At 51.5% G+C, this 23,691-nt stretch carries 19 protein-coding genes, 1 tRNA gene and 3 pseudogenes; 17 read left to right on the top strand and 6 right to left on the bottom strand.

Going from position 1 to position 23,691, the window contains the following annotated elements; translation table 11 throughout:
• Positions 1-2 precede the first annotated feature (2 nt).
• The 14 genes and pseudogenes from AC6I8K_RS05110 to AC6I8K_RS05045 all read left to right on the top strand — a co-directional run bounded on the left by AC6I8K_RS05110 (position 3) and on the right by AC6I8K_RS05045 (position 15,592).
• Complete coding sequence (locus AC6I8K_RS05110) at positions 3-788, top strand: YceK/YidQ family lipoprotein (protein WP_497826330.1); 786 nt, start codon at positions 3-5, stop codon at positions 786-788.
• Positions 785-1,306: a Tli1a family immunity protein gene (gene tli1a / locus AC6I8K_RS05105; RefSeq protein ID WP_497826329.1), complete on the top strand. Its 522-nt coding sequence runs from the start codon at positions 785-787 to the stop codon at positions 1,304-1,306. Before AC6I8K_RS05110 ends, tli1a (AC6I8K_RS05105) begins: the two co-directional genes overlap by 4 nt.
• The gene (tli1a, locus tag AC6I8K_RS05100; RefSeq protein ID WP_497826328.1) at positions 1,291-1,821 is read left to right on the top strand and encodes a Tli1a family immunity protein; all 531 of its coding nucleotides are present in this window, start codon (positions 1,291-1,293) and stop codon (positions 1,819-1,821) included. Before tli1a (AC6I8K_RS05105) ends, tli1a (AC6I8K_RS05100) begins: the two co-directional genes overlap by 16 nt.
• Positions 1,806-4,118 (top strand): T6SS phospholipase effector Tle1-like catalytic domain-containing protein, encoded by a 2,313-nt coding sequence (locus AC6I8K_RS05095; protein ID WP_497826327.1) that lies wholly within the window; start codon positions 1,806-1,808, stop codon positions 4,116-4,118. The genes tli1a (AC6I8K_RS05100) and AC6I8K_RS05095 overlap by 16 nt, the downstream gene beginning before the upstream one ends.
• The gene (locus AC6I8K_RS05090) at positions 4,115-4,378 is read left to right on the top strand and encodes a PAAR domain-containing protein (RefSeq protein WP_497826326.1); all 264 of its coding nucleotides are present in this window, start codon (positions 4,115-4,117) and stop codon (positions 4,376-4,378) included. The genes AC6I8K_RS05095 and AC6I8K_RS05090 overlap by 4 nt, the downstream gene beginning before the upstream one ends.
• The gene (locus AC6I8K_RS05085) at positions 4,375-5,511 is read left to right on the top strand and encodes a KPHS_23130 family T6SS system protein (protein WP_497826325.1); all 1,137 of its coding nucleotides are present in this window, start codon (positions 4,375-4,377) and stop codon (positions 5,509-5,511) included. Before AC6I8K_RS05090 ends, AC6I8K_RS05085 begins: the two co-directional genes overlap by 4 nt.
• On the top strand, positions 5,492-8,818 hold the full coding sequence (locus tag AC6I8K_RS05080) for an ImcF-related family protein (protein WP_497826324.1): 3,327 nt from the start codon (positions 5,492-5,494) through the stop codon (positions 8,816-8,818). Before AC6I8K_RS05085 ends, AC6I8K_RS05080 begins: the two co-directional genes overlap by 20 nt.
• On the top strand, positions 8,815-9,339 hold the full coding sequence (gene tssJ, locus AC6I8K_RS05075; protein WP_497826323.1) for a type VI secretion system lipoprotein TssJ: 525 nt from the start codon (positions 8,815-8,817) through the stop codon (positions 9,337-9,339). The genes AC6I8K_RS05080 and tssJ overlap by 4 nt, the downstream gene beginning before the upstream one ends.
• The gene (gene tssF, locus AC6I8K_RS05070) at positions 9,336-11,120 is read left to right on the top strand and encodes a type VI secretion system baseplate subunit TssF (protein WP_497826322.1); all 1,785 of its coding nucleotides are present in this window, start codon (positions 9,336-9,338) and stop codon (positions 11,118-11,120) included. The genes tssJ and tssF overlap by 4 nt, the downstream gene beginning before the upstream one ends.
• Positions 11,117-12,151 carry a type VI secretion system baseplate subunit TssG gene (tssG, locus tag AC6I8K_RS05065; protein WP_497826321.1) on the top strand — a complete coding sequence of 345 codons (1,035 nt, stop codon included), beginning with the start codon at positions 11,117-11,119 and terminating at the stop codon, positions 12,149-12,151. Before tssF ends, tssG begins: the two co-directional genes overlap by 4 nt.
• A gap of 22 nt (positions 12,152-12,173) precedes the next feature.
• Entirely contained in the window at positions 12,174-12,392 is a 219-nt protein-coding gene (locus AC6I8K_RS05060) for a hypothetical protein (RefSeq protein ID WP_497826320.1), read from the top strand.
• A 621-nt stretch (positions 12,393-13,013) separates the two neighbouring features.
• A pseudogene (locus AC6I8K_RS05055) lies at positions 13,014-14,133 on the top strand (IS3 family transposase).
• 341 nt (positions 14,134-14,474) lie between these two features.
• Positions 14,475-14,771: a helix-turn-helix transcriptional regulator gene (locus tag AC6I8K_RS05050; RefSeq protein ID WP_497826319.1), complete on the top strand. Its 297-nt coding sequence runs from the start codon at positions 14,475-14,477 to the stop codon at positions 14,769-14,771.
• An 86-nt stretch (positions 14,772-14,857) separates the two neighbouring features.
• Positions 14,858-15,592, top strand: coding sequence for a PDDEXK family nuclease (locus tag AC6I8K_RS05045; RefSeq protein ID WP_497827220.1), 735 nt, complete (start codon positions 14,858-14,860; stop codon positions 15,590-15,592).
• A 35-nt stretch (positions 15,593-15,627) separates the two neighbouring features.
• Here the strand turns inward: AC6I8K_RS05045 and AC6I8K_RS05040 are convergent, their stop codons facing one another.
• Complete coding sequence (locus tag AC6I8K_RS05040; protein WP_497826318.1) at positions 15,628-16,899, bottom strand: DNA cytosine methyltransferase; 1,272 nt, start codon at positions 16,897-16,899, stop codon at positions 15,628-15,630.
• Positions 16,900-17,056: 157 nt separating this feature from the next.
• On the opposite strand from AC6I8K_RS05040, the pseudogene AC6I8K_RS05035 reads away from it, so the two are divergent.
• Positions 17,057-17,785, top strand: a pseudogene (locus AC6I8K_RS05035) (DNA primase); the annotation flags it as partial.
• Here the strand turns inward: AC6I8K_RS05035 and AC6I8K_RS05030 are convergent.
• The 3 genes and pseudogenes from AC6I8K_RS05030 to AC6I8K_RS05020 all read right to left on the bottom strand — a co-directional run.
• Positions 17,768-18,874 (bottom strand): annotated as a pseudogene (locus tag AC6I8K_RS05030) (tyrosine-type recombinase/integrase); the annotation flags it as partial. The pseudogenes AC6I8K_RS05035 and AC6I8K_RS05030 sit on opposite strands and share 18 nt — an antisense overlap.
• 198 nt (positions 18,875-19,072) lie before the next feature.
• Positions 19,073-19,149: transfer RNA gene (locus AC6I8K_RS05025), tRNA-Arg, on the bottom strand.
• Between the two features lie 95 nt (positions 19,150-19,244).
• Positions 19,245-19,748, bottom strand: a complete 504-nt coding sequence (locus AC6I8K_RS05020) for a DUF1198 family protein (protein ID WP_497826317.1) — start codon at positions 19,746-19,748, stop codon at positions 19,245-19,247.
• A 175-nt stretch (positions 19,749-19,923) separates the two neighbouring features.
• On the opposite strand from AC6I8K_RS05020, the gene folD reads away from it, so the two are divergent.
• Both folD and ybcJ read left to right on the top strand, forming a co-directional pair.
• Positions 19,924-20,790, top strand: a complete 867-nt coding sequence (gene folD / locus AC6I8K_RS05015; RefSeq protein ID WP_497826316.1) for a bifunctional methylenetetrahydrofolate dehydrogenase/methenyltetrahydrofolate cyclohydrolase FolD — start codon at positions 19,924-19,926, stop codon at positions 20,788-20,790.
• Positions 20,790-21,002 (top strand): ribosome-associated protein YbcJ, encoded by a 213-nt coding sequence (gene ybcJ, locus AC6I8K_RS05010; RefSeq protein WP_007890771.1) that lies wholly within the window; start codon positions 20,790-20,792, stop codon positions 21,000-21,002. Before folD ends, ybcJ begins: the two co-directional genes overlap by 1 nt.
• A 74-nt stretch (positions 21,003-21,076) precedes the next feature.
• Here ybcJ and AC6I8K_RS05005 read toward each other — a convergent pair whose 3' ends face one another.
• Together AC6I8K_RS05005 and cysS are read right to left on the bottom strand one after the other, a co-directional pair.
• Positions 21,077-22,168: an AAA family ATPase gene (locus AC6I8K_RS05005; RefSeq protein WP_497826315.1), complete on the bottom strand. Its 1,092-nt coding sequence runs from the start codon at positions 22,166-22,168 to the stop codon at positions 21,077-21,079.
• Between the two features lie 32 nt (positions 22,169-22,200).
• Positions 22,201-23,586, bottom strand: coding sequence for a cysteine--tRNA ligase (cysS, locus tag AC6I8K_RS05000; RefSeq protein ID WP_497826314.1), 1,386 nt, complete (start codon positions 23,584-23,586; stop codon positions 22,201-22,203).
• Positions 23,587-23,691 lie beyond the last annotated feature (105 nt).

Below are 23,691 nucleotides of genomic sequence, written 5' to 3'. Positions count from 1 at the left end.
AAATGAAAAAATGGACATTTAGCACGTTGAGCAAGCAGTTAATCTGCGCAATTTTGTTTCTGCAGCTAGTTGGATGCGGGACATTGTTGCGCGGCGATAGTCATGAGAAGGTCTATCGCGGAGTTGATACTGATATACGCAATACTACTAATGCATTCATGTGGTTATTTAGCGCTGGAATCTTACCAATTTTCTCAGTTATTTCTATGCCCTTTGATGCAGTGATCGATACACTTTTGTTGCCTGTCGATCTAGCCATGAGCGATTCGCCTAAAGTTTATAAACAACCCTCGACAAATTACGTCCCTTTTTTTGCCGTCAATATGACGGGTCAACCAGACGTTGATTATACTATTCGAAAAAAAAGCACTGGAGAAATACTTACTCAATCCCGAAGTAGAATTATTCCTCAGGCTGGTAGCGCATCGGGAAAACTTGATAAAGCATCCCTGATGATAAAGGATAATCCATCTATTCCCCCAGAATCTGTGACGATTAGCTGGGATGTTGGAACAAGGCTTCTACAAACAGAGTCGACGGATAGCAGTAACATCACTGAATCATATACTCCCGATGACTCTCTACTTAAAGCCGTAAGTGTCATCGCAATATTTTTGCCTTGCAATCGTGTCATGCTAGTTAATTATGATTCTGACTTTTACAACTACGATTTCATTCATAAACAAGCCATACAAGATGTTCTCCAGCAATTACAGTCATTTTCCGAGCGTTCTCAGTGTTCTGCATCAGGGAAAATAACGCTAATGATGAAAGGAGTGTGGCAATGAAAAAGAAAACATCCGATTGGTTGAAGAACAGATTAATTTTTATCGTTGCTTCAATACTTTCAGGTTGCTCGCAGGCAAGCGGTGATGATGGCTATACCGCTGGAAACCTGAGCGGTATCAACCACATGGCTGACAGTGGTGTTAATTGGTTTTCGGTCAATGGATATGGCGGGAGGCTGACTGGTAACACATGCTGCATCATGCTGCCTGAAAAATGGACTCCTGAACTTAAAGCTCGGATTAAATGGGAAGTTGACCCTAATCCTAATGTAATTTTGCCTCCATTAGGGACTGATGAGTTCCGTAAAGCATATGAACAGCATAGAACAAAATATCAGAAACATAGCGCCATAATTAATATTCCACAATATGGCAAGGAGCGCTGTGGATTAACAGTGCACTTCCTGCCCTGCAATCAAGTGAAGGTAACAACAGTTTGTTCCGGATATGGCACTGAAAACTACCCAATCAGGGAACCGCTTAATATGGAGGAGCCAGCAGCATGTCCAGCAAATTAAGGATAAATAAATCAATCATCGGATTTTCATGGCTGGCTTTATTTACTCTTTCCGGTTGCTCGCAGGCAAGCGGTGATGATGGCTATACCGCTGGAGACTTGAGCGGTATCAACCATATGGCTGACAGTGGTGTTAATTGGTTTTCGGTTAATGGTTATGGCGGGGCGATGACTGGTAACACATGCTGCATCATGCTGCCTGAAAAATGGACACCTGAATTGAAAGCTCGGATTCAATGGGAAGTTGATCCCAATCCAAATGAAACTATACCCATGAAGAAAAAGGGATTTGGATATGAAGAGGAAGCTTATGCTCAGCATGCAGCCAAATATCAGCTACATAAAATCATCGTGAAAATTCCACATTACGGCAAAGAGCGCTGCGGCTTAACTGTGCATTTCCTGGCTTGTAATCAGGTGAAAGTGACAACAGCATGCTCTGGATACGGTACATCGGGCTACCCGATTAAAGAGCCCCTTAACATGAAGGAGCCTGCGACATGTCCCGTGAAATGAATTTAGCGCTGCCTTGTTTTGCACCACCTCTATTCCCTGACAGTGGTCGCCTGCCGCTTAGCGAAGCGCAGGTTAATGCCAATTATAAAAAACAGATTCGCGAAGAAAATGATTATCGAGCCAGCCTGGCCGAAGAATCAGGTAAGAAAGGCATCATTCCATGCTGCCGAAGTCTCCATATAAGTCTGTTTTTTGATGGTACGGGTAATAATGAAGGGAACGATACTCATGTAGCAAAACCGCCTCATCCAACCAATATCGCTAAATTATTTCATGCTACATATGCCAAAACAGCAGAACCCGATGGATATTTCGCCTATTACATTCCAGGTGTTGGCACACCCTTCCCTAAAATTGGCGAAATGGATTACAGCAATGATGGTCTGGCTTTCGCCGCTGGCGGAGAGGATCGAATTAATTGGGCGTTGCTGAGATTAGTCAATGCCTTGACTTATGCTGTCACCAAAGGAGCCAAACGCCTTGATGATGACGTTGCGAAAGGAATGCTGCCCAGCATGCAAGCTCGCGGAGCTTTATCAGGGGAAGTGAACCGACGTAATGCGATCAACCCCTTGTTAAAGGCGTTGGAAAGTCAGGCAGCGCAAATCCAGCAGCCCCATCTTCTGGGCATTAAGTTGTTTATCTACGGTTTTTCTCGCGGAGCTGCCGAAGCGCGCACTTTTGTGAACTGGTTAGCCCGGTTGCCCGACCCTAATTTAAAAAACGATCATCTGAAATTCGCTGGTTTACCCATCAGTATTGAGTTTCTAGGATTACTGGATACGGTGGCGTCTGTTGGGGCAGCTCACATGATGCCGGGTGCTGCAGGTCATATGGGCTGGGCGGACAACAGTCAGCAATTGCCTGATGAACGTAAATTCCCAGGAATGATTAAGTGTTGTCGGCATTTTGTTGCAGCACACGAACAGCGCTTATGTTTCCCTCTTGACTCCGTTCGTCGCCCTGATGGCAGTTACCCATCCAACACTCAGGAGGTCATTTATCCTGGAATGCACTCAGATGTTGGTGGTGGTTATCCTCCTGGAGATCAAGGGAAATCATGTAAGGGTACTGGCGAATTATTATCGCAAATTGTTCTTCACGATTTGTATGCAACGGCTTTCGATGCAGGTGCCCCCTTAGCGTTACCTTCCGAATTCACCACACCATTAATCGAAGATATTTCGCCTTCCAGAGTAATGCTACCTTCGAGCGTCAGAGAATTTACTGTAGATGAACGATTGATTAAACGCTTCAACATCTGGCGTCAAACCCTGCTCAACACCACCCTGCAAGGCAGCGAAGAGGCAGGAGATAAATCAGAAGGTTATCGCGCCTATCTACTTTCTCAGACACTTGAAAGCGCACTAATCGATCAGATTGGCTGGATCACCGCGTGGCGCATTGGCCGCTACGCTCACGGCAGCATGCTTCCTCAGGGCGATAAGTTTGCCAACAGTTTCTTTAACAAAGCACCCCAGCTAACTCCTGAAAGACTTAAAAAAGAAGCGGAAGACCATAAAGCAGCGGTAAAAGAGCTTAACTTACGACGAGCAGAGGCCAAAAAGAACCGCTTGCCACTGGACGAAAGTTTACAGGGCAAACCCGATTTAGACCCCACCAATGCACAATATCAACTACGCGAAGCGGCTCGTGAATTTCAGCATGATTATAAAGAGTGGGGCCGAGATATTAATGGAAACTGGTGGGATAAAACCAAACAGATTGCATTGGATGTAATACCGAAACATGCCGTATTTCTGATCAACGGTGATGATGAAAAAGCGGAATACGAGCAGATGAAAGCCAATGGCGATCGTCGTTATCCGCAATTGTTTATCGACAAGCTGGGCACCGGCATTCGTACTCAACCGCGTGCTGAGTTGCTGGCCCTCTTTGACGAACAAATTCACGATTCCCGCGCCTGGTTTATGCAAAGCGCGCTGGCTGGACGTGAACCCTGGGGCGGATATTTCCGCTATCGCATGATTTACTGCGGCAACCAGACCAATAAAAACCTTCGCCTGATTTCCGTCGAAGGCAAAGTTATCAACGCCGCGCCAACATCCAACAATGTCATCTATTTTATCGAACCCAAAACGGCGTATAACAGCGCCACTTATAAAGTAAAGGATATGGCAACCGGCGCGATTCAGACGCTGAATCCGCCGGCAGCCACCACGAAGCCAGGGGCCGCTGTAGCCCTTGCCCGCTCTGATGTTGTGAACTCACAACATCAGACCATGATGACTTCTGCCATCGATATGCTGAAATCATCAGGAGCGAAAGTAGTATGACGCTCAAAAAATTGGTGCGCGTTGGCGATACGCTCAAACCCTACGGCGGCGAAGTGCTCAGCGGCAGTTTCGATGCCTTCGGCAAGCCAGTGGCCTGCGTCAACGATAAAGCGAAATGTAATGAACACGGCATGACCACCATCATGCAGGGAGCGCCTAACAGCACCGTAAACGGTAAGCCCGTGGCGCTGGATGGCCACCGGTGCGCCTGCGGTTGCACGTTGGTCAGCTCACTGCCAGATATGGATATCTGCGGATGAATCAACCCCCAGTCTATGTTGACTATGTCGCCGCTAACCCTGCCCGCTGGCGGCGCTGGTGGGTGGCGCTGCCCGTACTGCTGTTTATCACAGCCATGACCACCATCCTGCTGTGGCCGGAAGGGAAAACAACCCGCTCGCCGCTATTCTGGTTCTGGACACTGGTGCTGCCGCTGCTGTGCTGGCTGCTGGCGGTGGCCTTGCGCTGGCTCACATGGCTGCAAGGCGCTGATAACAGCCGGACGCACGGTGCTGAAATATCGCTGGCGCTGGATGCATGGTGGCGTAATCGTAGCCAGTCATTACCGGTTGAAACCGTACTGCTGGTGACGCCCGCCGGGGATGACGTTGCCGAGCATCTGGCGCTATTGTCGCAACCGCCGGACGCCCCGCAGCCGGGTATCAATGCTGAAGGTTACGCCGTGCTGCGCTGTCCGCTGGTGCTGAACGGCACACGCAATCGCTCTGCGATGCTGGCGGCTTATCTCGCTAACCAATTAACGGCACATCTTCATCAGTCCGCTGAAACCCGCCCTATCACACACTTCTGCTGGCTCGGCGATGATGAAACCCGGGCCGCCTTTAATGAAACGCTGCTGGCTGAAGGCATCGTTCTGCCCGAAGAAATTCTCCGGCTTACATCACGGACTGGCGCTGACACCGTCATCGATCTTATCGCAGAAACTCACCCTGCCCTGCTGCTGTGCGCCGGGAGTGGCGAAGGCGTGCCTGCTTACGACCAGATCACCGGAGAAGCCGCCTTTGCCTGGCTCTGCTCACCGCGAGGCTCGGCACTGCTGCACCGTTCAGAGTGTTGGCAGCAAGTACCCGGTGAAACGGCTGCGCAGACCGTGTCGCAACTGTCCTGTTACGCCGGGCTAGCTGATGTGCCGGATCGGGTCATTGCAGCGGATGTTCCAGCGATGGAAGCGCTGCTGGATGGCGGTTGGTCTGGTCTCGATCATGTACTGACTCCGTGGCTTGGCAACGCCGGGCAAATCACTCCTTTTACATTACGGTCGCTGGCGCTGCTCTCTGCGCTCAACGGTCAGTCCTGCGGCTGGATCGCCTCAGATAGGGAATCTCGATATATTACAGGAGTTTGTGTCCCCCGTGGAAACCTCACGCACTAACCCACGATATTCACTGTTCAGGCTGATTTGTGGCTATCTGGCCGCCATTACCCTACTGGTACTGATCGGCGCCGGACTGTATTACTTTGCAGGCAGCAGCCTTGATCTGCCTGATGCTCTGCCGCATCAGATTGCCTTCTGGTCACTGATCGTCTGGCTGACGCTAGTATGGTTCTGCCCGCTGTTTATCCTCGCCTGGCGGTGGCTGGTACGGCTGCATGCACGCGAGGTAACCGGTGCAACGGGAACGCAGAAACCGCGGCCAGCAGAGAATCAGATGGTGCAGGACATTATCAGCCAGATGCGTTTTCAATACCGCTGGCGCTGGCGCAGGCGAGTACGCATTCTGCTAGTAGTCGGAGATGAACCTCTGGTCGAACAGTGCATTCCCGGGTTGACGACTCAGTACTGGCTGGAAGGGCATAATACGTTGCTACTGTGGCAGGGTAGCGCTCAGGCGGATCCGCAGCCCGCGCAGCTTCGGGCGCTGCGTAAAATCCGCCGCCAGCTGGCTGATGCGGTGGTCTGGGTGGTCAATGCAGAAACAGAAATGACGCAGAATCTGCTGGATACTACGGCCCGCCAGATGCAAAAACGCTACAGCCTGATGGGCCAGGATATCCCGCTGTGGCTGTGGGAACGCCATGCGCGGCCGCTATCAACATCTCCCGAGCAAGCCATAGGATTTATTATTGCCCCCGATGAGGGTGCAGATGATTATCGTCAGTCGCTTGAGGAGCTTGAGCACCAGTTGAGCAAGCGAGGTATGCAACAAACCGACCTTAATCGCCAGCACAGTTTTCTGCTGGAGCTGGCGCACACACTGCGCAGCGGCGGCACCGCGCGGCTGACAAAAACATTGTCGCAACTCTCTGAAGGCGCACGGGCGCTGCCGCTGGCGGGACTGGTGCTTTGCCCAGCGATCACCAGCGGCAGTGCATCACTGGTTCATGCCTGGCAGCCGGGAAAAACCTGGCTGGATTGGCTGGCGCTGCGCTGGCGTAAACCGGTGGCCAACAGCGCCTCATGGCAAAAATCGTTGCTGATGGTCTGCTCCTGCTTGCTGGCTGCGTGGATGGCGTGCCTGGTATTTTCATCTATTGCCAACCTTCGCCTGCTGCAGGCAGATCAACATCTTGCGGCTAGCGCAACGGATACCCGCCAGCCGCTGCATCAGCAGCTGTTCGCACTGCGAGAATTGCAGAAAGAGATCGAGCGTCTGCAGCACCGTAAGCTGTACGGAGTGCCCTGGTATATGCGTTTTGGCCTCAGTCAGAACGATGCGTTACTGCATTTCCTGTGGCAACAGTGGCAACAGGTCGCCATGCCACTATTGCGAGACGCCTCCGCTCAGCGCCTTACCACCCTGATGATCAACTGGCGTAACCTGCCGCCAGACAGTCCGCGGCGAGCAGATGACGCCAAAAAAATGTATGACCTGCTCAAGGCTTACCTGATGCTGGCGCATCCCGACAAATCTGACCCGGCATTTTTCAGTACCACGGTGATGACAATCTGGCAGCAGCGCAGCGGCATGGAGGACACCAGCTGGCAAAACGGTGGCGGCGACATGCTGGCCTTTATGATGACCAATCTGCCGGCACATCCCGCGTGGCGGCTGAAACCGGATTTGCGACTGGTAAGCAGTGTGCGCTCAGCCCTGATGCGCCAGATTGGCGCCAGCAATGCTGAAGCCAATCGCTACCAGCAGTTGCTTGAGCAAGTATCCCGCGACTATGCAGACATGACGTTAAGCGAGATGGTCAGCGGCACCGACAGCCGCATGCTGTTCAACACCGATAAAACCGTACCCGGCGTCTTCACCCGTAAAGCGTGGGAAGAGGACATTCAGCCCGCGATTGAGAAAGCGGCAAAGGTGCGCCGGGACGAGATCGATTGGGTACTGAGCGACGGCAAACCGGCCAGTAATAATGATGTCTCTCCGGAAACACTTAAGACGCGGCTGACCGATCGCTACTTCTCCGATTACGCTGGCGCCTGGCTGAAATTCCTTAACAGCCTGCAATGGCAGCGCGCTGAAAGCCTATCGGAATCGATTGAACAGCTCACCCTACTGGCAGATGTACGTCAATCACCGTTGATTGCGCTGCTGAACACGCTAAATATTCAGGGCCGCACCGGCCAAACCGGCGGCGATCTCACCGATTCGTTAGTGAGCTCAGCAAAGCACCTACTCAGTAGCGATAAAGCAAAAGGGATTACTCAGCCACAGGGTCCGCTGGATGCCACTTTTGGGCCGCTACTGTCGCTAACCGATAGTGGCGCGGCGACAACAGAGAACCTCAGTCTACAAACGTTTCTGACCCGCATTACCCGCGTGCGTCTGCGTCTGCAGCAGGTGACCAACGCCCCGGACCCGCAGGCCATGATGCAGTCGCTGGCGCTGACGGTTTTTCAGGGCAAAGCGGTCGATTTAACCGACACCCGCGATTACGGCAGCCTGATTTCAGCCAGTCTCGGTCAGGAGTGGAGCGGATTGGGTCAGGCGGTGTTTGTGGAGCCGATGGTACAGGCTTGGGAGCAGGTGCTGAGCCCAACTGCAGAGAGCATCAACCACCAGTGGCAGAACGACATCGTTACTCCCTGGAATGAAGCGTTCGCCGACCGCTATCCGTTTGCGAATCGACAAAGCGACGTCTCCTTGCCACATCTGGCGCAGTTTATGCGTACCGATACCGGACGCATTGCGCAGTTTGTTAACCGCCGTTTAGGTGGCCTGCTGCGTCTTGAGGGAGATCGTTGGGTGCCGGATGCCATGCACAGTCAGGGACTGAAATTTGATCCCGCTTTTCTCAACGCGCTGAACAAGCTGGCGCGTATCGCCAATGTCGCTTTTGTCCAGGGAGATGTGGCGCTGCATTTCCAGATGATGGCAAAACCTTCGCGTGAGATGGTGGAGTCTGTGCTGACGGTGGATCGCCAGAAGCTGGAATATTTTAACCAGCCAGAGAGTTGGCAAACCCTGAACTGGCCTGACAACCGCTGGCAGCCACAAACGACGCTCACCTGGCGCAGCGCCAAAGCGGGAACCCGCATTTATGCCGATCATCCGGGAAGCTGGGGCCTGATTCGCCTGCTGGATAACGCCCGGATTACCGGGTTGGGCGGCAATATTTACCGGGTGGTGTGGCCAACGCCGGATGGACTGGCGCTCAACTATCAAATTCGCACGGAGCTGGGTAACGGCCCGCTGGCGCTGCTCGATCTGCGTGGCTTCTTGTTGCCGACACGCCTCTTTGTTTCAGCCACGCCAGATGACGCCGCTTATCAGGGAGATGAACCATGACCAGCCGTTTCTTAATCATGCTGCCGCTCTGTTTTGCGACAATCCTGCTGGGCAGTTGTGGTGCCTGGCAAAAAACCAAACAGGGAACGGCGAGTGTGGCAAAAGCCGTGTTTTATCGTCAGGTGGACACCTTGCATCTGACTTTCAGCGCCCGCGCCGCGATCAATCTGGATGATGCTCACCACGCCATGCCACTGCGTTTAGGTATTTTCCAGCTCAGCGAACGTCAGACTTTCGATTACACCGAATACCACGCCCTGCTCACCCAGCCAGACATTGTGCTGAAAGAGAGCCTAATCGCGCAGCGACAACTCAGCGTAATGCCAGGGCAAAGCATCAGTCTGGCTATGCCGATGGAGAAACAGGCGCAGTTCGTGGCGATAGTTGGCCTGTTCCGCCAGCCCGACAGAGAGCGTGGTACATGGAAGCGGGTATTAAGCCGCGATGATCTTGATCCGGATACACCGCGCATCATTGAGATTCTTAATAACACGCTGGTCTCGTTGCCGGAGCAGCCATGAACGATCACGACTTTCTTAAGTATTTCGACAGTGAAATGCGCTATCTGAAATCGGCGGCGCAAGAGTTTGCTGAACAGCATCCGCAGGCTGCACGTCGCCTCGGCATGGAGGGTGGCTCGCTGAAGATGGATGAGTCTGTAGAGCAGCTCTTCCAGGGATTTTCGCTGCTGATGGCGCAGATGCGCCGCAAGATTGATGATGATATCCCGGAACTGACCGAGCCACTGCTTAGCCATCTGCTGCCTGTGGTAAACCGCACGCTGCCATCGATGGCGATCGTTGAACTCACGCCAGATATGATCGTCCAGGTACGTGATGCGGTGCTGCCTGAAGGCACTGCGCTGCTGACCCGCCCGATGGATATTACCGGCCTGCGCTGCCCCTATCGCACCACCGATGCGCTTAAGTTGCATCCGCTGACGCTGAGCGAGATAACGGCGCCCTTCCATCCCGATGGGCACCAGATGATCTGCCTGCGGTTTGCTCTCAGTTCCCAGGCGGATCCGAGCCAGATCGATCTCAGCGAAATCCCGTTCTATATCCACGGGGATCGTCCGGTGCAGTCGCTGATGTATCAGGTTCTGAGCAACCATATTGAACGGATCACTGTTCGCCTGCCGCAGAGTGATAACGGCGATCCACAACCCTTTACTGGCGATATTCGCGCCCGCTGGCAGCAGCACTGGCGCTCGGTGTGGCCTGAAAGCGACAGCCCAGCCTTGTGCGGCGAAGTGCGTCCGCTGCTGGAGTATTTCAGTTTCCCCGCACGCTATGCGTTCTTTACCCTTTCCGGGCTTAACACGCTGCCCTTTAGTGAAAGCTGCCGGGAGGCGATGCTCGAAATCCATTTGAGACAGCCGCTTCCGCGCGACATTTCGCTGCCGCAAGATGTACTGCGCATTCACTGCGTTCCGGTTATCAACCTGTTCTCTCTCAACGCAGAGCCGCTGAAAGTGCAGCCTGCAGTGCTGGATTATCGCCTGCGGCCGCACCGGCTTGGCGATCAGCATACGGAGATTTACAGCGTGGATGCGGTGGCCGCCAGTGAAAAGCTGGATAAGCGGCGTTATGTGCCGTATCGACACTTCCGGCAAAAAGGCGGCATGCTGCAACACAAAGCGGCATGGCCGGAGCGTTATTTCCACACGCGTATCTGGCGTGGCGTCAGCGGTCTTTATGAAACCCTGCTGATGCTGGGCGGCACCGCCAGCGAAGCTGACCGAGCTCAGGAAGATGCCACGCTGTTTATGAACATCACCTGCACCAACGGCAATTATCCCCGTATGGCGCTGGAGAAAGCGGTATTTGATGGCAGCGCAGTGATCGGCAACCTGGCTGTGCGGTGCAAAACACGACAGCCCCCTTCCATGCCGTATTATCCGCCAACCACGCAACTTTATCAGTGGCACCTGATATCGCTGCTGCATCCCCGCGCCCTGAGCCAGATGATAAGCGATGCCGAAAACCTGCGGGCCGTAATCTCGCTATTTAACTGGAGCGACGAGGAGAACAACCGCCGACGCATCAGCGGTATCCGTCACGTTAGCGGGCATCAGGACTATAACGCCTCGTATCACTGGCACGGCGTGCGTATCCGCATGCTGCTGGATGAGACAATGTTTAGCGGCACGGGCGATGCGCGATTGTTCTGCGAACTGCTGGAGCAGTTTCTGACGCAATACGCCAGCGTCATCCGCTTTACCCAGCTGACAGTGCTACTGACCGCCTCTGGCACCGAATGGGCCTGGCCGGAGCGGCGCATAAACAGGGTATTGATGTGACAGACGAATACAAAAATAACCGTTCACCTCTGCCGTCGTTCTGGCTGGACGCCAACGGCGATGATCAGACGGCGCGGTTTAACTTTTACCGCTTCTGCCATCTACTGGAACAGACAACCCATAGCCGCCTGGGCACGGGCCGCATGCCGGAAAGCGATGCGGTGCGCTTTCGCCCCAACCCACATCTGGGCTTTCCCTCCGGCGAGCTTAAGCGCACCGAAACCGACGCCGATAATCCTGATGCGCCGCCCACCGTCAGAACACATTTCCTTGGCTTGTACGGCGTGGATTCGCCGCTGCCTACGAGTATGATTGATGATATTAATCAGGCCCGTGACGGCGCCGACGCAATGGCCGCGTTTCTGGATATCTTCAATCACCGGTTGATGACACAGTTTTATCGCATCTGGCGTAAATACAGTTATCCGGCCAATTTTGAGCCGGGCGGCAACGATGCCATTTCACAGAGCCTGATGGCGCTGGCGGGTATTACCCATAACCGCGAGCTGCCATCTTCGCGCTTACTGGCGATACTGCAACCGCTGCTGCACCCGACGCACACCGCTGAAGGTATTGCAGCAGTGATTCGCAGCCAGGCACCCAACACGAAAGTTGAGGTTTTCGCACATCATACGGTGAGGATGACGGTGGCGAAAAGCGCACGGCTTACACTGCGTGGCGGTTTGTCACTTGATCAGCAACTGGTGCTGGGGGATGAGATTTGTGTGACTGGTTATTGTTCGCGGGTTGAGCTTTCGACGGATGATGCCGATGAAGCTAAAGGCTGGATGCCCGATGGGCAACTCAGGCAGGATGTGATGGCGCTGCTGCGGACATATTTGGGGTGCGATTATGATCTGCGGTTCTGGCTTTCGATTCCCACACGATTGCTGCCAATGCCGCGGCTGGGCGATGCCGGGTTATTCAACGGATACAATATGATGCTAGGGCTGAGGGAGGATAATCTGAGTGCGATGCCGGAAACGGTGCGCATCAAAGTGGGAAAGCTGCGAGAAAGTAATGTTAAATAACATAAATATCGAGAGTGAATAAATGGAAGAAATAAACTCAGCAATAAATATCTCAACTTTAATAAGCACCGAGTCTCTTAAATTATCTCAAGGTGTACTTGTCCCAGGGTTAATAAAAGCGGCATTACCCTTTATAAAAAGGCTGGCAGGCATTCATTATGCTGAAAAGGCCACTATCACTAAAAAAAGAGCAAAAGCACTTGCCAGCATTTCTAATCTATATGCAAAAAATATAAACTAAGCCACTGAGGATGCTGTTAAGGCACTTTATGATGTAATAGGAATGCAGTATTCGGTAAAAAAAAACGAACTACTCTTAACATTTCTCAGAGATCGAAATATCAGTTATTAGGACCGAGACTTTCAAGGATTTATTAAAACCCCTTGCATCAAGAATATTCATAATGACTCATTTAACAGCTACAACAAACGATACAGAAAGCTAAGGGTTTTTCAAGCCGCATTCATCACTATCGTTTCTATGATCCTTCTCATTGCTCTATTTATATTTGCAGAAATAGCTAAAACCTCATCTGGAACCGAACAAGTGTTTTTCATTGCACTCGCTATGTCCGCCTATTTTTTAAATGTATTTTGGATCCTTTTCATGATGAGTCAATTTGAAAAGTTCAGAAGAGCGAGAATTTTTATAGAACATTTTCTCCATGGCTGCAACAAAAATTGCGTGAGGAAGCTGATATTCAGATAGAACAACAACAGAAGCTGAACTGGCGGAAGAGATATTTGCGCACAGACACGCAAATGCTACATCACTTTTATGATTAATGGTCTGACCTGCTCCCCGTTGATTAATACACCGCGATGTTAGTAATGTCTTCATAAGTCACATGAGGACATCCCAATGAAGAAACGATTTTCCGACGAACAGATCATCAGTATTCTCCGCGAGCTCGAAGCCGGGATTTCGGCCCGTGAACTCTGCCGCAAGCATGGTATTTCAGACACTACCTTCTACACCTGGCGCAAGAAGTTTGGCGGCATGGAAGTCCCCGAAGTGAAGCGGCTCAAGTCACTTGAAGAGGAGAACGCCCGCCTCAGGAAACTGCTCGCTGAAGCCATGCTGGATAAGGAGGCGCTTCAGGTGGCTCTGGGCCGAAAGTTCTGACAACAGACCAGAAGCGGGAAGCCGTGGAAGTCATGTGTGAGACAACGGGTCTGTCGCAACGCCGTGACTGCAGGCTGGCTGGTCTGTCCCTTTCAACCTGCCGTTATTCGGCTCAGCGTCCGACTGCTGACGCGCAACTATCTCTGCGTATCACAGAGCTGGCACTTGAACGTCTCGATTTGGTTATCGGCGCATCTGGCAGTTATTGCGCCGAGAGAGCCTTCACGTCAACCACAAGCGGGTTTACCGCATCTATCACCTTAACGGTCTCCATGTAAAACGCAGGCGACGCCGTAAGGGTCTGCCGACTGAGCGGCTTCCGCTTCTTCGCCCGGATGCGCCGAACCTGACATGGTCGATGGATTTTGTCATGGATGCACTTGCCAGCGGCCGCCGGATTAAGTGCCTTACCTGCGTGGATGATTTCACGAAGGAGTGTCTGACGATAACCGCCGCTTTCGGTATTTCAGGCGTTCAGGTCGCGCGTATTTTGGACGGCATCGCGCTGTTTCGTGGCTATCCGGCAACGATAAGAACCGATCAGAGCCCGGAATTTACCTGCCGTGTGCTCGATCAGTGGGCTTTTGAGCATGGCGTAGAACTGCGACTTATCCAGCAGGGTAAGCCAACACAGAACGGATTTATTGAGAGTTTTAACGGACGCTTTCGGGATGAATGCCTGAATGAGCACTGGTTCAGCGATATTCTTCATGCCCGGAAAATCATTAATGACTGGCGGCAGGACTATAACGAGTCCAGACCTCATTCATCGCTGAATTACCAGACGCCGTTTGAATTTGCAGCATGCTGGCGAAACGGGAAACATGAAGAAAAACCAACCGACATTACTAAATGAAGGGTGTATCTAATACTGGGGGCAGGTCACGGTAATGATGGGTAAATACTGGATTTCAGGCACAAAAAAAGACGTCCGTTGACGTCTAATAATGTTCCGATGGTGCGAAGGCTAGACTAAAATAACAATCACAACCATTTGAATAAAATGAAAAATTACAAAAATCAATATTGAGATGGCCACCATATTGACCTCATTAACGATTTCGAATTGCAAATCTACTACGCATTGGAATTTTTCAATGATGAAAGTAAACATAACCCTCATGAAAACTAAGAAATCCTTAGTAACGTTCATTGTGAAAAATGAGAAATTAAAAGGGTTTGGAAGGGTGAAAAAGTATGCTTGGAAAAAGACTGAAAAGCGCGCGATTAAGAGCTAATTTAACTCAGGAACAACTGGGAATCCTTGCCGGAATTGATGAAGGCTCCGCTAGCGCACGCATGAATCAATACGAAAAAGAAAAGCATGCTCCTGACTTTCATTTGTCATTAAAAATGGCTGACGTGCTGAATGTTCCAGTATCCTATCTTTATACCCCCGAAGAAAAACTTGCCAATATAATTTTATTAGTTCACACCTTAGATTCATGCGAGCAAGAATTACTATTGGATAACCTTTTAAATGGAAAAAATTAAGCATGGAAAAAATTGAAGTAGTTGAGAAAGTAAAAGAATGTACAATATGGTGGATAGCAGAAAGACAGTCTAAATTAAGAAAGTTGATGACAGAAACTATGTCAATAAACCCTTTCATGACACCATTCATATTTGACTATCATTCTTTAGAAAACTTCGATGAACTAGTGGAAGCCATTATCGCCAAACATTTAATGACTGGTCACGACACTGGCTTTGGTAAGCTTATCGATGAAAAAATATTACCACGCGTATTTGGCGCTTACAAACTTGACAAATCATATAGAGCGCAAAACGAACCATTTATACACTCCTGCTTCGATGAAATAGATCATATTATACCAAGACAAAACGGAAAAATAGAATTACTATCTCTTAAAGCGGGGAGATGGACTATACAATTAACAATGGCAGTTCAATTAAATAAGTCTTTTAATGAAATTTTAAATAACTATCCTGAGATATCGGACAATATTGTTGTGGGTGTATTCTATGGCAATGATAAAGGATTAACAGATAAATACCGTATACTTCGTGGGATAAATACTGGTGCCAATCATGACGTCATTGATATAAGAGAAAAAGTACATGTGTATGCTGGTAAAAACTTCTGGTCATGGTTAAATAATGGCCAAGAAGATACTCAGCATTGGGTTCTTCAGGGAATAGAAGAAGCAGTAAACGCTGCCAATATCAAGGAAAATAATAAAGAGCTAATTGAAGAATTTAAAAATCATGTTGCGAAAAAATATAATGAGCAGGTTTTAAAAGAAGATGGGAGTGCTGATTGGCACAAGCTACTGCGCATGATAAACGAATAGACCAAAGTTGGCCCACCCGGGCCAACCTTATGATTTTAAAAAAGTTCTTCCTGAACAACCTCATCTTCTGCGGCATAATATGAAACATCACCATTAAATACCCGACCATTTTTAAAAAAGCTTCTCGTTCTAACATGTGGTCGGATATGGCTCTCTCTGTATGAAGGCTTGGCAATTTTTTCACAATCCCCAGATTCTATTTTGTTTAATATTTCCATTGCTACTTCACCAGCAATTTTACCGAGCCTAACAGGTACGGCGTTACCGATTTGTCTAAACTTTTCAGTCGTAGTCCCCTGGAAATACCAATCCTTTGGGAACTCCTGAATTGCTGCGGCTTCGCCTACAGAGATAGCACGAAGCTCAGTGGGATGACACATGCTTGTTCCAGCATGATTGGGCATCGTCACAACTGTTGGCGAAGGGAACTGAAAAGACAGTTTTCGCCAATAAGCGCTCCGCCCTCCTTTCAGATACCAGCTTTTCCCCATGGATTCTTTTTGGATTTCCTCAGGCATACTCCGCCAGTTACCTCCGGGGGGGACTAAAGACAAGTATTTCAATTTTCTTGGGGAAAAATCCATAACCTCAGGATAAGGATCATTGAAGTTGCTTCCTGGACCGATAACATCGCCTAGAGTTTTAAATGGAGGTAGATTATCTTCAACCCTATTACTAAACTTGGGCTCCGGAAAAACAGCTTCTATACCATAACGATTACCAATAATTATAACCCTTTCGCGGACCTGAGGAGCCCCATAATTAGCGCAATTAACAACAAAGCAATTTACATGATATCCAAGCTCATTAAATTCTTGTGCAACTCTTTTAACTAGCGATCCCTTTTCGAAATAACTTTTATCAACACTCCCTTCAAGTTCCTTTTTTTTAGCTGAAGGCACGAGAGACATTGACAGTAATCCTCTTACGTTTTCCATAATGAAAACCTTAGGGTTAAGCTCTTTTACAATTCTTATATACTCAAATATTAATTGCCCTCGAGCATCTTCAATTCCCAAACGGTTTCCAAAAACGCTAAACGCCTGACACGGTGGACCGCCAGCAACCAAGTCAACTTCTTGTTCTTCTTTAAGGCCGGACAATTCTCTTAATTGGCTACTAGAGCAATTTACTATACTGCCATTAAAAACGGCTAATTCTGGTTTATTTTTATTAATAGTCTTAACAGCCGCCTTGTCCTGCTCCACACAAACTATAGCTTCAAACCCTGCTTGTTCGATTCCTATATCCAATCCCATTGCGCCACTAAATAGCGAAACAAATTTTTTACCAGACAAAATAATCACCTATCTATCTACATGGCCTTAAGAGCGTTATTGTAAAGCACTAGACTGTTTTCACAATTCACTCATATCACAAAGTTACTAAGATACTGATATGAAGAGAAAATAATTTTTAGGCGTTTACCTTGTCAGCGCGCAATGCTATCCCCGCCACGCCGGTGAGAACGGCGCATGGCTGGTGATGGAGGCGAAAACGCTGCGCCGGGAAATCGCCGCGCTGTTTCAGAAGGTGTGCGCACCATTCTCAGCCGCCGGTATCGGCAGCGTGCTGGACACGCTCAAGCTGATGGTACCGCAGATGGGTGAACCGTCCCGCCGCCTGATTGGTTTCCGTAACGGCATTTATGACACCACGACAGGTACTTTCAGCCCGCACCGCCGCGAGCACTGGCTGCGCAACGTCAACAGCGTGGACTACACCGCCCCGCGGCCGGGTGAAAACCTCGCAGACCACGCCCCGGCATTCTGGCGCTGGTTAACGCGGGCTGCCGGGCATAATCACGACAAGCAGCAACGCATCCTCGCTGCGTTATTTATGGTGCTGGCAAACCGCTACGACTGGCAGATTTTTCTTGAGGTCACCTGCCCCGGCGGCAGCGGTAAAAGTGTGATGGCCTCGATAGCCACTCTGCTGGCCGGAAAAGACAACACCACGTCCGCCACTATCGATACGCTGGAATCATCGCGCGAACGCGCCAACGTGGTGGGTTTCTCGCTGATTATCTTGCCTGACCGGGAGAAATGGAGCGGCGACGCGGTGGCAATCGACCCGAAATATCGCGATGCCTATTCAACGCACATCCCGTCGGTCATTCTGGCGGTGAACAACAACCCGATGCGCTTCAGCGACCGACGCGGCGACGTGTCACGTCGCCGGGTTATACGTACCGCGAATGGTGTTCTTGTCCACATGCGCCAACTGCAACTCGATCCATGCCGTGTTATAGCCCTGCTCATGCAAAATGGTACTCATCGTGTGTCGGAATCCATGCCCTGTCGCTTTCCCATGATACACAATCCGCTTGAACACCTGATTGATGCTCGCCTCGCTCATTGGCTTTGCAGCATCATTCCTTCTTGGAAATACAAGTGAATAACGCCCTGTCACAGCCTGTATTTCTCTCAGAGCCCCAACGACTTGAGTAGAAAGAGGAACAATGTGTGGCCGCCGCATCTTCATGCGCTCCTTCGGCACTTCCAAAACCCCTTTGCCCAGATCAAACTCACTCCACTCAGCCAACCTCAGCTCAATGATTCTAACTCCAGTCTGCATCAGAATACGCGTAGCAAGCCGTGTAATCGGACTACCGCTGTAATTCTCCAATGCCTGTAAAAACGCTGGCAACTCATCAGATAGGAAATGAGGAAAGTGTTGAGGTTTTGGCGTCGCCAATGCACTGGCAAGATCTGCAACGGGATTGATTTCCGCCCGCCCCGTCACGATGGTATAGGTAAATACCTGCTTACAGGCTTGCCGAATTTTACGCAGCTTATCCAATACTCCACGCTTTTCTAACTTACGCAGCGTCGTCAGCATCTCTAGCGGTTTAATTTCAGCGATGGGACGTTTGCCAAGATCCGGGAAAATGTCATTCTCCAACGCTTCCATCAGATCATCGGCATACCCCTTAGACCATCCCGGACGCTTGTACTCATGCCATTCAAGAGCAAGCGCTTTGAAGTTATTCTCAATCGCAATCTTACGAGTTTGCTTATCAACTTTCTTCTGCTCGCTCGGATCGATGCCGTTGGCAATCTTCCGCTTAGCTTCGTCACGACGTTGTCTGGCTTCGGAAAGCGAGATCTCAGGATAAACACCTAGCGCCAACGTTTTCTGTTTGCCATCGAAGCGATACTGAAGCCGCCAGTATTTAGAACCGTTCGGATGCACCATCAAATGCATCCCTTCTCCATCGGTAATTTTAAAAGCCTTTTCGGTAGACTTCGCACTTCTGACTTTTACATCTGTTAGCGCCATTGGCTGCTCTACATCACTGGAAGTTAGTACAAAAAGTCATTGACGGGGTTGTACCAACGCATATACCAACAAAGATTATTTGAAGTGGGTTTATGTCGATAAACTCAGGTTGAATTTGAATGCCTGATATAGCGCTAATTTACTGAATTTTAGGCATAAAAAAAGACGCCATTTGACGTCTCTTTCTTTGAATTTTTTTGGTACGCCCTACAGGATTCGAACCTGTGACCTACGGCTTAGAAGGCCGGTGCTCTATCCAACTGAGCTAAGGGCGCATAGTGATTGGGTCGGATTATACGTCCAGCGGCTCGCGCGTCAACGTTTTTGCCCTTCCACAGCAGCGGAGTGCTGCCAGATTAACCAAAACCCCTTAATGCCGCTTGCGCCACTCGCTCATCGACACCAGATTGCCGCCCTGCTCCGTTTCGCCTTCCAGCTCAATCCCTTGCTGGGTGAAGTGCGCATTGTACTGGTCGCGCAGCGCGTGCAGTTCCTGACTGTCCGGCTCCAGCTGGCGCAGAAATCCCAACGCCAGCAACAATTGCTGCCGCGATATCAACGCTGGAAACCCCGCGCGGCCCAAAATGCCATGCCAGCGCTGCATATTTTCGTCGCTGCCATCGACAATCAGCACCTGCCAAATCAGCAGCACCGCCGCACCGTTGTGCAGATGTGTGTCGTTGTCGCCCGCAATGTAGTCGGTAAACTCTTTTGCCGCCTCTTTGCCCATCAGCGACAACATCGATTCGATATGCACCGGCGGCAGCTGCAACCGTTTATTGAGCGCCTGCACCGCATGACGCGAGCTGGCCGTCAGCAGCTGAAAACCGACCACGAACACCACCGCCAGCGTGGCGAGAATTAACCAAATCATCACGTCATCCATCTCATTCACTGCCGGGCATCATAAGCGCTAACGCGGGCTGGCGCCACGGCGAAAAATCGGGAAAGCGGCGTAGAGGGCGAATCTCTACCTGACAGCCGCACGCGCTTCTGACAGAATAGGCGCCATCCCCGATTTAACCCTCTACAGATGGATTTCCTCTCTGATGGCAGCAAAAATTATTGACGGTAAAACGATTGCGCAGCAGGTGCGCCTTGAGGTTGCCGAAAAAGTACAGCAGCGTCTGGCGGCTGGTAAACGTGCGCCCGGTTTGGCAGTGGTGCTGGTGGGTGAAAACCCGGCTTCGCAGATCTATGTCGCCAGCAAACGTCGTGCTTGTGATGAAGTGGACTTCATCTCCCGCTCCTACGATCTGCCGGCCACCACCAGCGAAGCAGAGCTGCTGGAGCTGATTGATAAGCTGAATAACGACAACGAGATCGATGGCATTCTGGTGCAGCTGCCGCTGCCAGCCGGCATCGATAACGTCAAGGTGCTGGAGCGCATCGTGCCGGACAAAGACGTGGATGGCTTCCATCCGTACAACGTTGGTCGTCTGTGCCAACGCGCGCCGAAGCTGCGTCCGTGTACGCCGCGCGGCATCGTCACTTTGCTGGAGCGCTACAATATTGATACTTACGGCCTGAACGCCGTAGTGGTTGGCGCATCGAATATCGTAGGCCGTCCGATGAGCATGGAGCTGCTGCTCGCCGGTTGCACCACCACCGTCACGCACCGTTTCACCAAAGATTTGCGTCATCACGTTGAGCACGCCGATCTGCTGGTGGTGGCGGTCGGCAAACCGGGCTTTATTCCGGGCGACTGGATCAAGCCGGGCGCGGTGGTAATTGATGTCGGTATCAACCGTCTCGAAAGCGGTAAAGTTGTCGGTGATGTGGAGTTCGACGCGGCATCTGAGCGCGCCTCGTACATCACGCCCGTTCCAGGCGGCGTCGGTCCAATGACGGTTGCCACACTGATCCAAAACACGCTGACCGCGTGCGAAGAATTTCACGACATTGAGGAGGCATAATGGCCAGTTTTTCTCTCGGTAAACATGCCCACGTTGATTTGTGTGACCTGCTTAAGCTCGAAGGTTGGGTGCAAAGCGGTGCGCAGGCGAAAGCGGTGATTGCAGAAGGCGAAGTGCGCGTCGATGGCGCAGTGGAAACGCGTAAGCGCTGCAAGATTGTTGAAGGCCAGAAAGTTGAGTTTGCGGGTTTCAAGATTACGGTTGTTGCGTAATTAGGTGGTGGTCGCCATGAATGGCGCCATCACGTTAGGTGCAGTCATTGATAGGGTCGCCAGGAATGGCGACCTTACATAACCCGCGTTTCCCCTTCAATTTGCTCCAGCTCGATATGGTTCACCGCCGTATGTTCGGCAATCAGCGTCGCCAGTTTCGGTGAATGGCTGGTGATCCACAGCTGACTGAACTGGCTGGCTTCGGCGATCAGGCGCGCCAGCGCCGGCAGCAGATCTTCATGCAGGCTGTTTTCCGGTTCATTCAGCGCCATAAACGCCGGTGGACGCGGGCTAAGTAGCGCCACTACCAGGCAAAGAAAACGCAGCGTGCCATCCGAGAACTCAGCGCTCTCCAGCGGCCGCAAAATCCCGCGCCGCGACATCAGCATCTGAAAACGCCCGTTCTGTACATCCACATGAAATTCCGTATCCGGAAAAGCCTCGTCCATCACCTGAAACAGCAACTCGTGATGACCGCGCTCGACGATGGTGGCCCACGCCGCCGCCAGATTGCTGCCATCGTGGCTCAGCACCGGCGCGCGCACGCCAATCTGCGGCACACGGATCGGCGAACCGGGCCACACGGCAAACTCATGATAAAAGCGCCACTGACGCAGCCGTTCGCGCACCTGCGAAAGCTCAGGATAGAGGTGCGGTTCGCCCAGTTGCCCAAACAGCGACTCTTCCGGATGCAGCACCGCCGGATAGCTCACGCGCTCGCCATCGACGTTATGCAGGAAAGCGGTTTGATTGGTGCGTTGCAGGATGCAGGAAGAAGGCCGTCGCCGCTGACCGCTCATCCACAAGCGTTCCTCTTTCACCAGCGGATCGAGGTTGAACATGCTGGTGGCTAACGGCTCAGGAAAACCAACATCGAGCTGATAATCCATGTCGTCCATTACCACTGCCAATGAAAGGCGTTTGGGATCGTGGCGACGATCGCCGCGCCGCAAGCCGCCCGCCCACATCGCTTTCTGAATGCCGCCCTCTTCGGCCAGCGCCAGCGCTAAACGTCCGCTGGCGGCTTCGTGCAGCAGTCGCACCGCTTTATACAGGTTGGATTTGCCGCAGCCGTTGGGGCCGCTCACTACGTTAAGCTGTTGCAGCGGCAGCGTGAGATCCCGCACCGAGCGGAAGCCGTGAATCTGAATCTGTTCAATCGCCATAATAAAAAAGGGCGATTTCTCGCCCTCTCCGGTTATTTGCGTCGCCAGCTGGAACCTTGTGGCCCATCCTCAACGATCACGCCTAATTCGTTGAGCTTATCGCGCGCCACATCCGCCTGCGCCCAATCTTTAGCTGCACGCGCGTCGGAACGGGCTTTCACCCAATGCTCAATTTCCGCCACTTCGTCGTCATTGACCTGCGCCCCGCTCTGCAGGAACAGCTCAGGATCCTGCTGCAGAATGCCGAGTACGTTGGCAATCTGGCGCAGTTTTGCTGCCAGCGCATCAGCCGCCGCTTTGTCTTCGGTTTTCAGGCGATTCACTTCACGCGCCATATCGAACAACACCGAATAGGCTTCCGGCGTGTTGAAGTCGTCATCCATCGCGGTGCGGAAACGCGCTTCAAACGCTTCGCCACCCGCCGCCGTCGCATTGGCATCGGTGTGACGCAGCGCGGTGTACAAGCGCTCCAGCGCCGCACGCGCCTGATTAAGGTTATCTTCGCCGTAATTGAGCTGGCTGCGATAGTGACCCGACATCAGGAAGTAACGCACGGTTTCGGCATCGTAATGCTGCAATACATCGCGCACGGTGAAGAAGTTATCCAGCGATTTCGACATCTTCTCGCGATCAACCATCACCATGCCGGAGTGCATCCAGTAATTTACATACGGACCATCGTGCGCACAGGTGGATTGCGCCACTTCGTTTTCATGGTGCGGGAACATCAGATCCGAGCCGCCGCCGTGAATGTCAAAATGGGTGCCGAGCTGTTTGCAGTTCATCGCCGAACACTCGATGTGCCAGCCTGGACGGCCGTTGCCCCACGGCGAATTCCACGCCGGTTCGTCCGCTTTGGACATCTTCCACAGCACAAAGTCCATTGGATTGCGCTTCACGTCCGCCACTTCGACGCGCGCACCGGCTTGCAGCTGTTCCAGATCCTGGCGCGACAGCACGCCGTAAGCTTTGTCGCTCAGCACGTCGAACATTACGTCGCCGTTGTCAGCGACGTAAGCGTGATTACGTTCAATCAGCGTGCCAACCAGCTCGATGATCTCATCGATATGACGCGTGGCGCGCGGCTCCAGATCCGGCGGCAGAATGCCGAGTGCAGCGAAATCGGTGTGCATCTCGGCGATCATGCGGTTGGTCAGCGTTTCGATGCTTTCACCGTTTTGATTGGCACGTTTGATGATTTTGTCATCGATATCGGTGATGTTACGCACATACTTCAGCTGATAGCCCACGTAACGCAAGTAACGCGCCACCACGTCGAATGCCACAAAAGTACGCCCATGGCCGATATGACAGAGGTCGTAAACCGTGATACCACACACGTACATACCGATTTCACCGGCATGGATGGGTTTGAATTCCTCTTTCTGTCGACTCAGGGTGTTATAAATCTTTAGCATTGAACGGTTCCGTTTGTTTTACGTGTGCGGGATTCGAACGTTAAAAAAGTCAGTTAAGTGCATCGCGGTCGCCATGAATGGCGCCCCTACAGCGTACCGGTGCGA

Source organism: Pantoea sp. X-Soil-ISGK-421, from assembly GCF_059730785.1.
This window is presented reverse-complemented; position numbering and strand designations above follow the sequence as displayed.

Bases quoted from the DNA above. Each gene is read 5' to 3' on its own strand.
- AC6I8K_RS05085 (WP_497826325.1), top strand. From the start codon at position 4,375: ATGAATCAACCCCCAGTCTATGTTGACTATGTCGCCGCTAACCCTGCC.
- tssF (WP_497826322.1), top strand. From the start codon at position 9,336: ATGAACGATCACGACTTTCTTAAGTATTTCGACAGTGAAATGCGCTAT.
- AC6I8K_RS05045 (WP_497827220.1), top strand. From the start codon at position 14,858: ATGACAGAAACTATGTCAATAAACCCTTTCATGACACCATTCATATTT.
- folD (WP_497826316.1), top strand. From the start codon at position 19,924: ATGGCAGCAAAAATTATTGACGGTAAAACGATTGCGCAGCAGGTGCGC.
- tli1a (WP_497826328.1), top strand. From the start codon at position 1,291: ATGTCCAGCAAATTAAGGATAAATAAATCAATCATCGGATTTTCATGG.
- tssJ (WP_497826323.1), top strand. From the start codon at position 8,815: ATGACCAGCCGTTTCTTAATCATGCTGCCGCTCTGTTTTGCGACAATC.
- AC6I8K_RS05090 (WP_497826326.1), top strand. From the start codon at position 4,115: ATGACGCTCAAAAAATTGGTGCGCGTTGGCGATACGCTCAAACCCTAC.
- cysS (WP_497826314.1), bottom strand. From the start codon at position 23,586: ATGCTAAAGATTTATAACACCCTGAGTCGACAGAAAGAGGAATTCAAA.
- AC6I8K_RS05060 (WP_497826320.1), top strand. From the start codon at position 12,174: ATGGAAGAAATAAACTCAGCAATAAATATCTCAACTTTAATAAGCACC.
- AC6I8K_RS05005 (WP_497826315.1), bottom strand. From the start codon at position 22,168: ATGGCGATTGAACAGATTCAGATTCACGGCTTCCGCTCGGTGCGGGAT.
- AC6I8K_RS05095 (WP_497826327.1), top strand. From the start codon at position 1,806: ATGTCCCGTGAAATGAATTTAGCGCTGCCTTGTTTTGCACCACCTCTA.
- AC6I8K_RS05050 (WP_497826319.1), top strand. From the start codon at position 14,475: ATGCTTGGAAAAAGACTGAAAAGCGCGCGATTAAGAGCTAATTTAACT.
- AC6I8K_RS05110 (WP_497826330.1), top strand. From the start codon at position 3: ATGAAAAAATGGACATTTAGCACGTTGAGCAAGCAGTTAATCTGCGCA.
- AC6I8K_RS05020 (WP_497826317.1), bottom strand. From the start codon at position 19,748: ATGATTTGGTTAATTCTCGCCACGCTGGCGGTGGTGTTCGTGGTCGGT.
- tli1a (WP_497826329.1), top strand. From the start codon at position 785: ATGAAAAAGAAAACATCCGATTGGTTGAAGAACAGATTAATTTTTATC.
- ybcJ (WP_007890771.1), top strand. From the start codon at position 20,790: ATGGCCAGTTTTTCTCTCGGTAAACATGCCCACGTTGATTTGTGTGAC.